We start from the raw sequence: 15,362 nt of genomic DNA, 5'->3' as shown, positions 1-15,362 counted from the left end.
GCTCTGCGCCAACGCGGGATCAGGCACGTCATCCCAGAACGCTCCGACCAGGTCGCCCGCAGGGCCGGCAAGGGCAGCGCCGGCGGCAGGCCACCGGCCTTCGACAAGGCGATCTACCGCAAGCGCAACGTCGTGGAACGCTGCTTCAACCGCCTCAAGCAGTGGCGCGACCTGGCCACCCGCTACGCCAAACGCGCATCTCTCTACCGAGCCAGCCTGGTCCTGATCGCCGCCATCATCTGGCTTCCATGATCGACAGGACAGGCCCTAGGAACTCGGCCGCCAGGGCCCTGGCGTCCTCGTCGTGCCGGCGCACGACATCCAGATCATGCCGGCGCCCGGCATCCACAGACATGGCGTCGACCGCTTCCACATCCGCCCGTCGCGGTCGGCGCGCATACAAGACAGCCCACGCCCCGATGACCGCCGCGATGATCGCACCACCTACGGCGATGAGTGACGCCATCATGCCGGAGAGTATGGCAGGGGTGGGTGAAACCGCAACAGTGCCGCTCGCAAGACCGGCCCGAAGGGTGTATGTCTCAGCCTGAGATCAAACAGTAACGCCTACGGATCCAGGTGCGGTCGACGGCGACCACCTGGTCCCCGTCGACCAGCCCGTATCGGAGCGAGGCCGAGGGGTACGAGCGGGAGTAGTGGTGAATGGTGACGAACTCGCGGGATGCCGCGTCGTCCAGTGCCACGACCGCGTAGCGGCGCGGGTCGAATCCGCCTTTGCTGGGTGCGCCGCCAGGAGTGCTGGCCGTGCGACCGGCGTTGACGGAGGTCGGACTCGAACAGCGCGATGAGGTCGGTGAAGAACTGGTCGACGGTGGCGGTGTCCGCGTCCGGGGGCAGGTTCGGAGCTGTACGTCTCGTGTTCGACACCGAACAGGTCGCGGGCGAGCTTGTGGCTGCCCTCCATTGCGCTGCGGATCTGGTGGTCGCAGAGCCGAGTGCCTTAGCGATGAACACCGCGGCGGACTTCGGTGGCGTCTTGCGGGCGGCAGACTCCTTCAACCAGGCCTGGCGGACCTTCAAGGCGCTGTCCCACGCCTTGTTTGACTCCCGGACGTCGCGGCGTTCCGCGCGGGCGGCCTCGGCCTCGTCCGGGTCCATGTCTTCGAGCTTCTTCCGGTCGCTGTAGCTGACCGCGGTGCCCGGCGGGTACCGGTGGGTGTGCCCGTACTTCGGGTAGTTGGTGCAGGCGCACTCGGCCACCCAGACGTAGCCGCGCTTGCCGTCCTCGTTCACCCACTTGTGGGTGACGAACGCGGCGTGGCCCTTGCAGTCCCGGTGGTTGTCAGCAGTGACCTTCGTCCGGCCGTTCTTCAGGTACTCCAGCGCCGCGCGCTTGGCGTCCTGCGTCGGCGGCTCTCGACGGCCTTGATACCGGCCTCGGCGAGCTGGGCGACCAGCGCCTCGTGCTGCCGCTTGGACTCCCGGTCGTCGCGCCGCCGCTGCAACTGGTGGTTGAACCCGCCCCTCTGGGCTGCCAGGAGGAGGGTTTGCACAGCTTGGTCATCGCCCTCGAACTCGGCGATGGCGGCGGCCTGCTCCAAGTCGAGGAAGTCCCACTGCTCGGTGGACTTGCGGGCCACCTCGCTGCCGGCGACGGCCAGGGCCGCCTCGACGTTGGCCTTCGGTCGGGCGGCCCGCTGCGCGACAGCGCCGGCCGGGACGCCGAGTGCGGCGAGTTGTTGGAATGCGACGACGTCCTCGTGGGTCGTCAGGCCCTCCCGGTGGTGGTTCTCGTTCAGCTGGTCGATCAGCCGGTCGGCCTCGTCCGGCTTCGGCACGACGACAACGACCACTTTCGGCCGGTCGGCCTAGGCCGTGTCCTGTCGATCATGTCGAGCCGAGGCGGGATCCAGGTGGCGGCCCGGCAAGGCAGAGGTTCGTCCGGATACCGGTGTTGTATCCGGACGAACTGAGAACCCAGCCGGTCGTCGGCTGGACCCGACGCAGGCCGGCATTGATCGGCAGGACAGGGCCTAGCCGGCGGGCCATTGATGGGCCAGTAACGGGGAGGATGAGCGGGCACGAGCGGACACGAAACGCAACCCAGTCACCTGGCACGACCCGGCGTATCGGGCATCACGACCGCTTGAGCACGCTCTTCCAAACTGAGGTTCCGGCACCTAGACAGGGGCGTGGCCAGGCGACGGGCGAGGCGACCTGCAAGTCGGGTCAGCTCTCCACGTTCCGCATGACGATGGTCTGACGGCCACCTTCCACGCCGTAGAACCACCACGTCCCCTCTGGGGCGGGCGGAAGATGCACTCGGATTAACTGCAACATGCCTTGCCCAAGCTCAACCACCGGCGCCGTATCCATCGTGTCGCGCCGCAGCTCGATCACGTCGTCGCCAAGCGCCGTCCAGCCTCTCACCTCGGATGCTGTCACACGCCCACGCTCACCCAGTCGCCGGTTTGCCTCCTCGATCAGCTGGATGAGCAGATCGAGTCGATCACCGCACCAGTCCTCGGCGACAAGTAGGCCAAGGTCCGTCACGAGCGCACTCACACGAAGTTGGTCGACCACGTCTTCAAAGGCCGCCGAGTGCCAATCAACCGCCATCTCCTCAGCCACCACTACGGCCTGACCAAGCAGGACAGCAAGGCTGTCGCTGAGCGCCCAGAAGCCCGAGCCATTGAACTCGACAAAGCACGTCTTACTCACAAAGCCCCCGTGCGAAGGTAGCCAGGCATGATCGCGACAGTGCGAAACCCAAGGGTAGATGCTGTGCAGCCCGTCGCGATGCCGGTCGCGGGTGCGGTCGTATGCCGAGGGGCGCGGGATGCCGTCGGGGGAGAGGGCTTCGGCGATGGCGACCATACGGTAGCCGGCGAGGTACATGTCGAAGATGCGTCGTACGACGGGCGCGGGTGGTGGGTGGGGGGTGAGCTCACGCAGACGTTCCCTGTCGGCCGCCGTGGCCGGGTTCGGATGCGGCCCGAGGTCTTTGAGTATGTGCCCGTACGGCGGGACGCCACCGAGGTGCTGGCCCTCCGGCAGCCACTTGCCGGAGACGCGCGACAGTTCCCCTGGCCGGTCGGTGTGTCAGGACTTGGCGGGTATGCCCAGTCGCGCGTGAGCGTCGCCGGTACGAGTCCGCGGCGCCGCGAGTGTTGGCCCGACATGGGGCAGATGGGTCTGACAAGCTTCCGGACGTCTTCCGCGACGCGACGTACCGCACGCTCTGGCGAACCTCACGTTCTCAAGCTGCGCCCGGTTTCACGACCCGGGGCCGCGGATTGCGCTGCGAGCACCGAGGACCCTGGCCCGTCCGTAAGGGTGGACGGGCCAGGGTGCCTCAGTTGGTCAGCGGTGCCTCAGTAGGTGAACCTCGACAACCCGCCGGCCCACGCGTCGACGACGTACCCCGTGCGGGTGGTCGGGTCGAGGTAGAGACCCTGGCGCGCGGTGAACTCGAAGTTGGACGCGCCGATAGTGGAGTTGACCAGGTTGACCATCGGCTTGCGCGACAGGACCACCCCAGTGTCGGGGTCGATGAGCGTCACCTCGCTCATCGGGTTGTTGTCCGTCTCGCGGTTGGCCTCGTAGAGGCTGGTCTGGACCAGCACGTGGTGGGTGCCGTCATAGGTCAGCCACTCGGGGCCGCGGGTGTCGATGGCCTTCTCGGGACCCTTGGTGATCGTGGCCTGGTCCATGGTCAGGAAAGAGCTGAGCGGGAAGCTGCCGCCGTACGACTGGTGGGCCCCGACAGAGACGTACAGCTTGTCGCCCTTCCCGTCGGGCGCCACAGCCGCCGTGCACAGCGGCATTGTCGTGGCCGGGCTGACCGTCTGCGCGGCGACGTCCACCTTGACCATCCAGTATCCCGCGCGGCCCGCGAGGCAGGGACCTGCCGTGCCGACGGTGGTCGCGAAGACCGTGCCGGTGGAGGAGTCGACGGTCAGGTTCGAGAACGTCCTGCCGCGGTTGTTCGGGTTGAGGATCAGCGGTCCGGTGGCGTCACCGGTGGCCATGTCGATGGTGTAGAGCAGGCTGTAGCCCTGCGGGCCGTCGTACACCTCGATGTAGCCGCGTCCTCGAGCCCGGTCGACCGTCCCGCCGTCGAGGTAGCTTTGTCCGACGGTGAGGCCGGGCAGGCTGTTGACCTGCGTCGACTTCACCACGGTGTCAGTGGCCAGGTCGATGACCCGGACCTCGGCTTCCGTGCCGCTCAACGGGCGATGCAGCACCAAGGCGTGCCCGCTCGCGGGGTCGATGCCCTTGATGAGCTGCATGTGGGAGCCCGGGGCGCTGTGGTTGATCTTCGCACCGAGCGTGCCGGAGGCGAGGTCGTACGGCACCGTGGCGGAGTCGACCAGGTCGATCCCGTCGAACGTGTCGGCCGAGATGTAGGCCTTGCCGCCGTCGACCACGAAGCCCTCGACCGCGCCGTCGATGCGGTCGCCGTCGTCGTACTGCAGGAACGAGGTGGCCGAGGCCTGGCCGATCGGCCGGCCGTCCTTCGTGGCGATGACGCGAACCGGGTACTGCAGCCCGGTCGTCAGGTCCAGCGTGTCGAGGTCGAGCGCGGTGGTTCCGTTGGTCGTCGGCAGCTTACGCCACACCGTTGAGGCGTGGTTGAAGCCGTCGTCGTCGCGTTTGGTGCCGTTCTGGTTGGTCGCCGTGTTGAGCGTACCGGCCAGGGTCGGGGCCGGCGCCATGACCTCGATGGCCGCGCCGGTCGCGCCCTTGACGTCGCGCACGTTCCAGCTCACGGGGACGCGCGCGTCGCCACGGCGCACCGCAGCGGCGTGGACGTTGGGTCCGAAGGTGATCGGGGCGGGTCGCTGGTCGGCGCCGGGGCCGACGAGGAAGGCCCGGAAGTCTCCCCACACCTTCAGGTAACCGCCGAGCGTGGCGGTCTGGAGGCCGACGCCGTAGAGGCCGCCGCCGCCAGGGGCGAACGCGGAGGCGGGGACGGTGACGGTGCCCTTGGTCTCGGTGAGCGGCGTGCTCCAGGCCTCGTTGAAGATGTCGACCCCGGCCGACGGGGTGTAGTGCCCGACGCTGGAGACGACCAGGCGCGGGTTGCTGACGCCGCGGACGCCGGTCAGGTCGTAGGAGACCGCCACCGGCTCGCCGAGCGCCACCTTGCCGGGGGCCGTCGGAGGCAGGGCCTGCTCGTAGGTTCCGTCGGAGGGCAGGAACGTGAGCGTCCGCGACAGCTCTGCGACGACCGCCGTCCTGCCCTTGACCTTGCCGAGTGCCTGGAAGCGTACGTCGATGCGCTGCGGCGAGCCCGATGTCATCGAGAGGCCGGCGGCGTCGAAGAGCTCCTTCGGCAGAACCCGGATGCTCGGCGCCGCCGTCGGGAAGGTGCGGTTGCCGACGACGAGCTGGTAGGTCAGGCCTCTGGTGTCACCGGTGAGGTCCATCCCGAAGGTGATCGGGGAGACCATGTTCTGTCCGGTCTTGTCGCCGTTGCCCCCGGTGGGGCCGGCCAGGTCGATCGCGTCGGGGTTGGTGTCCTCCTCGAACGACATGCCCTGCAGGCTCGGGATGACCTGACGCTCGGCGATCGAGAGCCGGGCGGCGGTGCGGGCGATAGGGAAGCCGCGCGAGAGTACCTTCTCGAAGGCCCGGGTGACGTCGATCTGCGGACCGACGTTTAGCTCCTGGTCGGCCTGCTGTGGGGTGGCAACCGGGCGGGCCGTGTCGATGAGGATCTGGCGGACCTGCTTTGGGGTGAGGCCGGTGCCGGTCGCCTTACCCGCCTGCAGGACCACCGCGGCGGCGGCGGCGATCATCGGCGCCGAGGCGGACGTGCCGCCGCCGAGCTGCAGGCCGACGGCCTGGGGGCCCTGGCTCTGCGCGTGGAAGAACGCGGGCAGGTTGTCTCCGGGGGCGGACAGGTCGATCCGGGACCCGAAGCCCGAGGCGTATGCGGCGGCGCCGTTGTAGCGGGTCGTCGGCCAGACCCCCTTGCGGACGTCCGGGCTCGTCAGCGTGTCGTCCACCGTCGTCGAGCCCGCGGCGATCACGCCTGTGTCGGTGACCTTGGTCGGGACCGTGGTGGGCGCGATGTCGTCGAGGTCCGTCTGGTCGGCCTTGTTCTTGGTGCGCTCGGTCGGCGTGCTGCCGCCGTCCGGGCCGACGGAGACGGGCAGAGCCAGCCGGGTGCCGTCGTTGGAGCTGACCACGACGACGATGCCGGAGGCGACGATCTTGCGCAGGGTCTCGCGGATCTCTGGGATGTCCTCGATCCAGCGGCCGGGGAAGCCGAGGTTGGTGTCGGTGCCGGCGCCGAGGCTCGCGGTGATGACGGTCGGCCGCGGGTTCTGGTTGGCCGCGGCGATGAACGCCTGGTTGATGCCCTCGAACGTGGCCTCCTCGGCGACGACGAGACGGTAGTCCGCGCCGGGCGCGATGCCGAGCAGGTCGGTCGCGCCCTCGCCGAGCGCCTCCGGTCGCTGCTGGTCGTGAGGAAGCGGCGCCATCATCGAGAAGTCGAGCAGCACCTCGCCGAGCGCCGGATCCTGGCCCTCCGTGGTACCCATGGGGTCGAGGGAACCGCCGTCGTCGGCGGTGTACGTCGGGATGAGCGGCATCGACGGAATGTCGAGGTAGCGCTGGCCGTCCCGGACGATGGTGGTGTCGTCGTTGACGTCACCGATCGAGACGTTGGTGATGATCTGGCCCGCGCCGGGCAGTGCGTTCAGGTGGCGCTTCGCGTCGACGAAGGCACCGACCGCGTTGACGCCCTGTGCGTTGAGCCAGGACGAGAAGGAACTGGTGAGCGCGTCGTTGGTGGGTACGCCGACGACCTCGGTCGCAGTCGCGGCCTTCGCGCGCGCCTGGGCACCCTTTGCGACCTTCTCAGGCAGGCGGACCGAAGTGTTCATCGTGCCGATGCCGACGGCACCGGAGCCGACCTGGTAGGTCTGAGCTGCGGCCCGGGCCTCGATGGTCTCGATCGTGGGGCTGTACGTCGTGCCGTAGCCGCTCATGCCCGTGACGGGTGGCACCACGAACGGGCGCTGTGCGCCCTTGGAATCGGTGACGGTGGCGGTGCCGTCGTCGTACCAGGTCACCTTCGACCCGTCGTCCAGTGTGCGATGGTGGGCGGCCGGATCGTCGCCGGCTACGGGAACTCCGGGTGCGGGGGAGGCGCTGGCCGGCGCCACGCCGACGGCGCCGAGAGCACCCACGAGCAGGAAGGAGGCGAGGACGGAGACCGTCCTCGTAGAACTCCCGGACATCGTGCTCCTTCGGTATGCGGAGTCGGGTGGAACGCACCCGACATAGAAGAACCGTCGGGGTCGTAGACTTCCGCCACAAGGCATCGAGGGGTGCGACTCCGGGCAGTTGCGCAAGTGTGAAGTGCCGCGCGGAGGAGGGTCCCGGTGGACGAGCCGACGACCTGGTGGTCCGGCGCCGGCTTGCCGCCCGCCGCGGGTCAGGTCCTCGAGCACCTCGTCGCGCACCCGGAGTCGACGCCGGCCGAGATCGCGGAAGCGCTCGGCCTTCCATCGCGCGGCGTCGCCCTCGCACTGCGGACGTTGAGCGACGAACTGCTCGCCGTGCGGGTGAGCCTGAGCCCCGCGCGGTGGAGTGCGAACCCACCCCGCGCCGCGATCGAGTCGCTGCTCGCCCGCCGCAGCGCCCAGCTCGCAAACGTCCGACTCCAGGCCGAACGGCTGCACGAGGTGTACACCGAGACCGTCGACCGCCGTTTCATCAGAGACCAGTTCGAGGTGCTCGACAGCCCGCAGCGCCTCAATGCTCGCTATGAGCACCACCTGCGCTCGGCTCAGCGTGAGGTCCTGCATCTGGTCATGCCGCCGTACGTCGCTCCCACAGAGCAGTTGCCGGAGCGGATGGGCGCGCAGGGCGAGGCCATGGCCCGCGGCGTGCGCTTCCGCTCCGTCTACGACAGCGGCAGCTTCGACGACGAACTCTCGCTGCGGACCGCGCGGGAGGGCGGCAACCTCGGCGGTCAGATCCGGCTGAGCAACGGTCTGCCGATGAAGATGGTCATGTTCGACGACACAGCTGCGATCATGTCGCTCAAGCCGGACGATCCCGCGGCCGGCTCGCTGCTCGTCTACGCGCGGCCGCTCCTGCGCGTGCTGCGGGTCCTCTTCGAGGAGCTGTGGGAGCACGGCCAGCCGTGGAGCGAGGCTGGGCCCGTCGCTCCGCCGGACCCCGATCTGAGGCCGGCGCCCGACCCTCGGATGCTGCAGGTGCTGCGCTTCATGGCACTCGGCATGAAGGACGACGCGATCGCCCGGGCCCTCGGACTCAGCCGGCGCACCGTCCAACAGACGGTGAGCGATGTCGGCGCTCTCCTCGGGGCACGCACCCGGTTCCAGATCGCGCTCAGGGCGCAGCAACGGGGCTGGCTCGACGACGTGCCGGATGATCTCGGCCAGGTCGAACACCGCGCCGACCAGTTCGCAGACATGATCGGCGGGTAGCCCGGTCATAGCCTGGCAGCGCGGCGGCTGACCCTTTCTGGGACGGCGAGGTCGGATGGTCCCCGCAAACAATCTTGCTTGCACGTGCCGGCGGCGGGAGGTTCACACGAGAGAGCGGGGCGTACCGATGCTCGGTTTCCGGAGGCCGTCGAAATCAGCGCATCGGATTCGCCCACCGACCGTACAGTCAGCCGTACAGCCAAGACGGCCTGGAAGCGCTGACACGGCCCGACAACGACGGACGGGTTGACCAAGAGCGGCGCCACCCGACCAGCCCATCCGCGATGTTTCCTAACAAGGCCGTAGGTTCGCGGCTCCTGGCGGGCGCCCAGCTGCTTCCCCCAGGACATCAAGGGTGGTTGATACACTCCGCGCCCATGGAGAAGCGCTTCGCGGCGGTGACCCTGTCGCTGTCCCTCGCGGCACCTCTCACCGCGTGCAGCAGCAGTGCCTCGCATGAGGAGCAGATGGAGTACCTGCGCACGATGGCCCAGCATGGAGTTGAACTGCATGCCGTGACGAGCCCGGGAGCCTCCGGCGACCGGGAACAGTGCTCTGACGCCTACCAACAGCTCTACGGTGGCCCCAACGGCCACGACGCGCCCCACGTCAAGGACTACGCCGAGGAAGTCGCCTTGCTGAAAGAAGGCGAGAGGTTGTTCCTCGAGAGTTGCGTGAGCGGCACGCCGTCGCCGGTATCTGCGCGAAGTGAACCCGCCAGCTCTTCCGCCTGACCTGCAATCCGGGCGACTACGTAAGCATCCCGTCGGCTGATGCCAGCGCCCAGACAGGTGGGCAGTTCGCATCTGGTCCGCAAGAGGCCCACTGACGGCGGGGGAGTGGTGCGAGATGTCGAGAGGCGTTTCCGCTGCTAGACCGCCGTGTGCCCAGGTCGGCGGAGCAACCCTTCTGATCTTGTACTGCGTAGGTTGCCGTGCCGTCCACGTGCCAGTAGCTGGTTCCCCGGACGGTCACTACGGGGTACGAACGGTCGCGCCTCTCTTGCCCTCCTGGGCCCACTAGACGCGATCTTCGTCCTTACAAACTGGCTGTGCGGGGCCGACCGCCGTGTGGGTTTGTGATAGACCGCCATGGTGAGGAAGACGTGATGAACCACTGTCTCGGACGGAGATGAGGATGCCTGAACCCCGCGCCTTCTGGCTCGATGAGCACTACGACCGTGAGCGCGGCGCAGACGGGCGCGGTCGCTACGAGGCCGAGGTGCTGAGGCGTACCGATGAGTTTGCCGACACGTGGGGCGACATTGCGCCCGTTACCTTCGCTGCCACAGCCTGGCGACTGGCTATCGAGCTGTCACCTGGCTACGTTCGCTGGCACAGGCGGATCATCTCCGCGACCTGTACGCCGAGCCGGTGGGACGGGAGTATGACTTGCGCCGTATCGGTGATCTCGCGGTGGCCCGCTGAACTCACGTGGACCAAGCAGTGGCAGCGTGACCGTGGTTGGCGTGACTGGCCGCAATTGTTTGGCCAGTACACGACACCCTCGGACCAGGACCTGACGCGCAGCCCACATCTCCGTGCGACGCTGCAGGTGGAAGCCCCGGTTCCCCTCGATGAGCTGCCTCCGGCTCCTGACGGTCCGGACGAATCCGTGTCGTCCGCCGCGCGTAGGGCCGTGATCGTGCTGGCTCGGGAACTCAACGAACTCCTCGCCCCAATGATCGGCCAACTAGAAGCCGGCGTACCAGCAGACTCCTGAGCGTCACGCAGGTCCTGATATGCAGGTCAACCAGCGAGCCCGCGGTCGAGGCGAATGCTGTGGACCCCATGATCTTTTCGAGAGCGGGGTATCCACCTCAGAGACACATCACGAGTTGCGGCTGATACTCCAGCCGGGAATTGCGATCACGGCGCGGTGACGGCACGCACGTGAGCCGGGCCATGGTGAAGCTCGGCGCTTGCGACTGGCCGCAACTGGTGGTGTCCGCGTACCAGCCGGGCCTGGGCTACGTTCCCCGAGGTATCCGAAGAGCCGCTCCCGGACGGATGCCCGGGCGGCCCGTGCCGAGCAGCATCGACGGTGTGAACGGTCTCGAACATCGGCGCTCCGGCTGGTGGGGCTTCGTCTTCACCGCCGCGTTGGTCGCCTCCCTCGTCGCTGGGGGCGCGCTCGCCGTCGGCAAGACGCTGTACCTGCCCAGCGCCTCCGCAGCGCAACTGCGCGACTTCTACTCGACCAACGGGCTCGCGGTCGGTGTGCAGTCCGGCCTGCAAGTGGTGGCCGCCATGGCGCTGTTGCTGTTCGGCCGCCGGCTACGTGCTTTCGGCCGGGCCGTGTACGGGGGCGCCGTCGCTGCGGCAGGGTTCCTCGGGCTGTCGGTCATGGTCTCCGTTCTGCTCACCGTCGTGGCCGCGTCCGCTTCGGACGCCGCGCTGTCCGGGCTCGGCCGGGCCGCGCTGATCTGTGGCGGTGCCTTGCATCTGCTTGGCACCGCCGTGCTGATACGGTCAGCCTCCACGGGCGCTCTGCGGTCCGGTACGCCGACGCGCTGGGTGTTCCGCTACGGGCTCGTCGCCGGCTCGCTCATCGCTGTGGCATGCGTGTCGATCCTCTGGTCACCGCTGATCAAACTGGAGCCGTTGTTCCGGCTCCTGGCCATCGTCTGGATCATCGGCGTGGCCGTGGCCCTGCTACGCGGACGGATCGGCCGTACACCCGAGCCTGCGCCGTGACGACGACCGTGCCTATACGACTACGACTACCACGGCCTACCGGCCGATCGGCCAGCCCTTCCAGGTCACCATGCCCGCCGCCGACCTCCCGTCGGAGAAGCTGATCATCGGCTACATCGACGTCGACGACGCCGGCGGCCTGCTGTCTGCGTCGCAGATCTACGTTCACGAGGTGGCCTACAACAAGCTCGGCCGGCTCACCCAACGCCTACTCGGCGAACATGGCGAGCGCGTGGCCGTCACATCGACCATCGGCGAACCCATCTGCCGCCTGACCAGCACCAACATTGTCCCCCGAACTCAAATCGGAAGCGGCCAACTACAACTACGAGTACGACAGCGCCGGCAACGTCACCGAGATCCACGACACCCCCAACGGTGGTGTCACCGACCACCAGTGCTTCACCCTCGACTACTTGCGACGGGTCCGCTGCCCGCGTCCCCGTGGTCGCACTCGCGCCGCTGTTGGCCGCACTACTGCTGGGGCCCCACCCTCGCCGGAGCCGACGAGGACCTCGAACACAGCACAGCACTGCCGGGTTACGCCCGGCGAGCCGGACACCTTCTCCTCGCCGCCGCGGTCATCGCCACGGCACTCGGCCTGACCGGACTACACACGCCCCAGCACGGTTCGGCGCCTACGCGCTGGCCCGCAACCCGCTCGGCTGCATCGGACTGGTCACCAGCTCGGCGGTGCTGATCGGCGTGCGGCTGGCGTGGCCGCCGCCTTCGGCTACGTGTGCGTCGTCTACGCCGCCGCTCTGCGCAGCACGGCATCCTCGTGGCGACGTGAGCCAGGCCGGTCGTGCCTTCCAACACTCCAGCCTCCTGGCTCACGGCCACTGCGATCTTGGTCTTTGGCGCCGTTGTCCATAGATGCGGATTGCGCGGCCGGACCGGCCGCCGCTCCCACCCGAGACGTTGACCTGCGAGCCGCAACAGAAGGGGCGCGGCCAGCCATAGAGTGGTGTGACGCATCAGGTACGGCTGAAGGTATCCGTTCGGACGACTAGCAAGCGCTGCTACACCCGACACTCATCCAGACCGGACCTCTGGACCCCAAGACCCCACAACACGACCGCCTTCGACGGGCAGTAGTTGCCACAGTCGGCGGGACCACTGAGGCCGGCGGGACGCTCCCCGCCAGCCTCAGGACCCTGTCGTTCAGACGGTGAACCTGACCCTACGGCGGCGGACCATCAGAAGCAGCCCGGCGCCGGCGGCCAGCAGTACGATCGCAGCGCCAGCGATGCCGGCCACGCCGACACCGGTCACCGGAAGCCCGGGTTCGTCATCGCTGCCGCCATTTCCCGGGGCGCCCGGCGCGGTGGTGGGTGCGCTGGCCTCGCTCTCGTTCAGTACGACGTAGGCGATGTTGTTGGCGGGGTCTCCGTCGGTCTGCGGCGTCGCCCCAGTTCCTTCGAGGAGGAGCTCCACCTTCCCCTTCGAGTTCGGCACCTCGGTGTCGATACGCAGGGTGAACGAATAAAGCGACTGCCCGCCGACCGGTAGGAACCACTCGTTGAAACAGAGGTAACGGGTATAGCCGGGTTCGCCCTTCTTCTCCAGAAGCCACTCCCCGTCGACGACCGGCGCACAGGCTGCCGCGGCCTTGGTCACCGAAGCACCGCGCGGGACCGTGAAATCAACGTGCCCGAACGACTCGTTGATCGTTGCGGGCCCTTTGTTGGTCGTACCCACGGTCACGTCGACGAGGACCCCTCCGCTGCCCGCAGCCGTGTCTCCCACTGCAGCGACATCGGCCTTGAGGTTGCCGGAGACCTTGACGTAGCTGGAGGCCAAGTTGCCGACTGGAGCTATGTCCACCTGAGGCACGCTCTGCATTCGAGACCGGGCGGCGCTGGTAGATCCTTCCACTAGATCCAACTCGGAGCCGCTACCGGGTTGGCCTACCAGGTTCTCGTGGCCGTTTCGCTCAAGGAAGGCCTTTCGCAGGTCCCACTGAGCGGGTGTCATCCAGGTGACTTCGACGAGTTGCAAGCCAGGAGCCATCGTGTCGGGCCGCAGTTTCAGCGGAACGGACGCGCCGTAGCCCTTGCCCGGCAACAGATCCTCGTCGAACGTGCAGATCCGGAGCGTGTCGCCGTCGTACCGGCAGTTGGCGAATCTGCCACCCGCCTCAATCCCGAACCCGCTCCGGAACTCGGCGACAACTCCGTGGGCGGTCTTATCGCCGACGTTCCGCACCCCGTATAGCTGGGTGAAGGAGGCTCCGGTCGGTGCGCTCACGCCGGCGGAGCGCTCAGCCACGACGTCAACGCCCTCACCCACGGTCACCTGGCCCTCGGTAGAGCTTTTGGCCGCCTGCTCGGAGTTCTGACCGGAGACCTGCGCCGAGACGGTGACCCTGAGCTTGCCGGTGTTGCCAGGGGCGGCCGTGCCCTTGGGGACGAGCCTGATGAAACCGACCGGAACGCCCGACTCATCGAGGTCCACGAAGTCGGCACTGCAGGTAGCGACATCGCCCGCGACGTGGCATTCCCAGTCGTCCTCGTCGTGCTCGACTAGCTGGGCGAAACCCGATACGTCCGAGGCGTCGTACCGGACAGTGATGGTCGCGTTGGACATTCGCTCCGCGGAATATACCTTGATCGAAATGTAGTCGCCACTGCTACCAGGAGCCAGCAAGGCGTCGCCGAGGTAGGCGCTGGTGGCCGGGGTCGGCTCGGCGAGGGCCGGCGCTGCGAGCGGTCCTACGAGCGTGAAGGCGATTCCCGTGGCCACCAACCATTGGCGCGCAGCAGTTCGCTGCATGTCATGCCTCCAGAGGGTGGTGTTGATCGGCGGAGACTAGCAGCACGCCGCTCACTGGGGTGGCCCAGCAAGATGGGGCTGGCCCGGTTTGACACAGGACTGACGGCTTCGGTGTGAACTCTCGGCGAGCGGGTCGGATCGGGCCTACTGCGAGGTCAGACGGCCTGCTGCGGCGCTTCTCGACTCGGTTCGGCTGGCACCGTTGCTGTACTTCGCTGCTGTACTGCTGGCATCAGACGAGGCGCTGGATACGCACTTGGGACGCTCATTGCGCAGGTGGCCGTGCTTGTGTTGGCGGACCTGCTCGTCCCAGATCTCCTGGTCGTAGTCCGGGTCCGGCGGAATCCACCGGTGGGAGCCGTCGCCGTAGTGGAACTTCTCGTCGCCTGGCCGCAGAATGCTCATCGCATCCAGCCGAGGAAGCCAGGCTTGACCTGCCGCCGAGAGCTCGTAGCTCCAACGCTCTGACCTCTCGCTTGTAAGTCCTGGGCGCTCCGTCCGGACCGGTCCGCGTCTGTCTCTGACCTCGGTCGGCAATCCGCGGCTGTCCGCCCGGCACCCATCCCCGTCTCGCCCCGTTGCTGTGGGCAGCACCAGGGCAACCGAACAGGAGCAGAAGAGTCAGGGAAGGCTCTCTTCCTGCCCGGCCTCCAATCGGTCTGCTCGACGGCGAAGTTCCGCAGCTATGCCGTCCCAGTCAGGACCGAAGGCATGTAGGTCGTTAGCCGCCACACGCAACAACTCGACATCCTCCGGCCGTTGGAGGCAGGCCAGCCGGAACGCGAGGTTTCGCGCCCAGACCGGAAGACCTATCCAGTCCTCCTCCAGCATCACGTCCAGCATCGCCACGATCTCGTCAGCCGCCGCGAAGGTCACCACCTCGACATACGCACTGGCAACTCTCTCGCTGTACACCCGACCAGCGAGCAACCGGGCCAACTCAAGCAGCGACATGCACTCCGGTGCAAAGGGCTTGGCGTCAGAAGACACCTCGCGACGATCCCTAGTACCCCTATCTAGCAACTCCCGCAGCCAACCCGTCGTCTTCACAACTCAGAAGCTAACCGCTCCTCACCTGACGAGGCGGGCACGGCAGAGACACCGGGCGACGGTTCCACGCTGGTGAGTTGAAGCGGAACTTAGATGGCCTCTCGCCTGACCTGCCGGGGCCTGGTCGACGCGCTGGTCACGCTCGCTCCTCGACTCACGTCGTTGATGGCTGATCGCCGACGTCTCACGCTGTCTGGTGCCCCGTGTGCGCCCTGAAGACACCTTGACCCCCAGGCAACCAACACGTCCTCCTGACCTGGGTGGCCATGGCCTCGTGCCAGCTACAACAGTTCACCAGGATCCGTAGACGTCCGCCGCCGCGTGCCCGTCGTCACTCAGTTAGTAACTCATCGAGGAGACCTAAAGCCTCAGATGCCCGACGGCGGTATTGCCACGCTCAACCGAA

At 67.6% G+C, this 15,362-nt stretch carries 13 protein-coding genes; 5 read left to right on the top strand and 8 right to left on the bottom strand.

The genetic code is table 11. The features are described 5' to 3' along the window. A partial coding sequence (locus AB0F98_RS19685; RefSeq protein ID WP_357737195.1) for a transposase occupies nucleotides 1-252 on the top strand: 252 nt, incomplete at its 5' end. Here the strand turns inward: AB0F98_RS19685 and AB0F98_RS19680 are convergent. The 5 genes from AB0F98_RS19680 to AB0F98_RS19660 form a co-directional block, all read right to left on the bottom strand. Beyond that, complete coding sequence (locus AB0F98_RS19680; protein ID WP_357737193.1) at nucleotides 236-469, bottom strand: hypothetical protein; 234 nt, start codon at nucleotides 467-469, stop codon at nucleotides 236-238. The genes AB0F98_RS19685 and AB0F98_RS19680 overlap by 17 nt on opposite strands. A gap of 98 nt (nucleotides 470-567) precedes the next feature. Beyond that, nucleotides 568-1,254, bottom strand: a complete 687-nt coding sequence (locus AB0F98_RS19675; RefSeq protein WP_357737191.1) for a hypothetical protein — start codon at nucleotides 1,252-1,254, stop codon at nucleotides 568-570. Between the two features lie 77 nt (nucleotides 1,255-1,331). Further along, nucleotides 1,332-1,814, bottom strand: a complete 483-nt coding sequence (locus AB0F98_RS19670) for a hypothetical protein (RefSeq protein WP_357737189.1) — start codon at nucleotides 1,812-1,814, stop codon at nucleotides 1,332-1,334. 376 nt (nucleotides 1,815-2,190) lie between these two features. Further along, nucleotides 2,191-2,916 carry a recombinase family protein gene (locus AB0F98_RS19665; protein ID WP_357737215.1) on the bottom strand — a complete coding sequence of 242 codons (726 nt, stop codon included), beginning with the start codon at nucleotides 2,914-2,916 and terminating at the stop codon, nucleotides 2,191-2,193. Between the two features lie 419 nt (nucleotides 2,917-3,335). Beyond that, nucleotides 3,336-7,217, bottom strand: a complete 3,882-nt coding sequence (locus AB0F98_RS19660; RefSeq protein WP_357737187.1) for a S8 family serine peptidase — start codon at nucleotides 7,215-7,217, stop codon at nucleotides 3,336-3,338. A 144-nt stretch (nucleotides 7,218-7,361) separates the two neighbouring features. Between AB0F98_RS19660 and AB0F98_RS19655 the strand changes: the two genes are divergently transcribed. From AB0F98_RS19655 to AB0F98_RS19640, 4 genes are all read left to right on the top strand, one after another. Beyond that, nucleotides 7,362-8,435: a LuxR C-terminal-related transcriptional regulator gene (locus AB0F98_RS19655; RefSeq protein ID WP_357737185.1), complete on the top strand. Its 1,074-nt coding sequence runs from the start codon at nucleotides 7,362-7,364 to the stop codon at nucleotides 8,433-8,435. Between the two features lie 377 nt (nucleotides 8,436-8,812). Next, nucleotides 8,813-9,169 carry a hypothetical protein gene (locus tag AB0F98_RS19650; RefSeq protein WP_357737183.1) on the top strand — a complete coding sequence of 119 codons (357 nt, stop codon included), beginning with the start codon at nucleotides 8,813-8,815 and terminating at the stop codon, nucleotides 9,167-9,169. 403 nt (nucleotides 9,170-9,572) lie between these two features. Continuing rightward, nucleotides 9,573-10,157 (top strand): hypothetical protein, encoded by a 585-nt coding sequence (locus AB0F98_RS19645; RefSeq protein ID WP_357737181.1) that lies wholly within the window; start codon nucleotides 9,573-9,575, stop codon nucleotides 10,155-10,157. A gap of 170 nt (nucleotides 10,158-10,327) precedes the next feature. Further along, the gene (locus AB0F98_RS19640) at nucleotides 10,328-11,131 is read left to right on the top strand and encodes a hypothetical protein (RefSeq protein ID WP_357737179.1); all 804 of its coding nucleotides are present in this window, start codon (nucleotides 10,328-10,330) and stop codon (nucleotides 11,129-11,131) included. A 1,164-nt stretch (nucleotides 11,132-12,295) separates the two neighbouring features. Here AB0F98_RS19640 and AB0F98_RS19635 read toward each other — a convergent pair. The 3 genes from AB0F98_RS19635 to AB0F98_RS19625 all read right to left on the bottom strand — a co-directional run bounded on the left by AB0F98_RS19635 (nucleotide 12,296) and on the right by AB0F98_RS19625 (nucleotide 14,956). Further along, a complete protein-coding gene (locus AB0F98_RS19635; protein ID WP_357737177.1) occupies nucleotides 12,296-13,876 on the bottom strand; it encodes a hypothetical protein in 1,581 nt (526 codons plus the stop codon). Between the two features lie 174 nt (nucleotides 13,877-14,050). After that, complete coding sequence (locus AB0F98_RS19630) at nucleotides 14,051-14,311, bottom strand: hypothetical protein (protein WP_357737217.1); 261 nt, start codon at nucleotides 14,309-14,311, stop codon at nucleotides 14,051-14,053. A gap of 216 nt (nucleotides 14,312-14,527) precedes the next feature. Continuing rightward, entirely contained in the window at nucleotides 14,528-14,956 is a 429-nt protein-coding gene (locus AB0F98_RS19625; protein WP_357737175.1) for a hypothetical protein, read from the bottom strand. Nucleotides 14,957-15,362 lie beyond the last annotated feature (406 nt).

Origin of the sequence: Micromonospora sp. NPDC023737, from assembly GCF_040639715.1 — a bacterium.
GTDB lineage: Bacteria > Actinomycetota > Actinomycetes > Mycobacteriales > Micromonosporaceae > Micromonospora.
The sequence above is the reverse complement of the archived record's forward strand: the minus strand, read 5'-3'. Positions and strand labels throughout refer to the sequence as shown.

Coding starts and splice junctions, on each gene's coding strand:
- AB0F98_RS19660 (WP_357737187.1), bottom strand. CDS start 7,217: ATGTCCGGGAGTTCTACGAGGACGGTCTCCGTCCTCGCCTCCTTCCTG.
- AB0F98_RS19630 (WP_357737217.1), bottom strand. CDS start 14,311: ATGAGCATTCTGCGGCCAGGCGACGAGAAGTTCCACTACGGCGACGGC.
- AB0F98_RS19680 (WP_357737193.1), bottom strand. CDS start 469: ATGATGGCGTCACTCATCGCCGTAGGTGGTGCGATCATCGCGGCGGTC.
- AB0F98_RS19645 (WP_357737181.1), top strand. CDS start 9,573: ATGCCTGAACCCCGCGCCTTCTGGCTCGATGAGCACTACGACCGTGAG.
- AB0F98_RS19650 (WP_357737183.1), top strand. CDS start 8,813: ATGGAGAAGCGCTTCGCGGCGGTGACCCTGTCGCTGTCCCTCGCGGCA.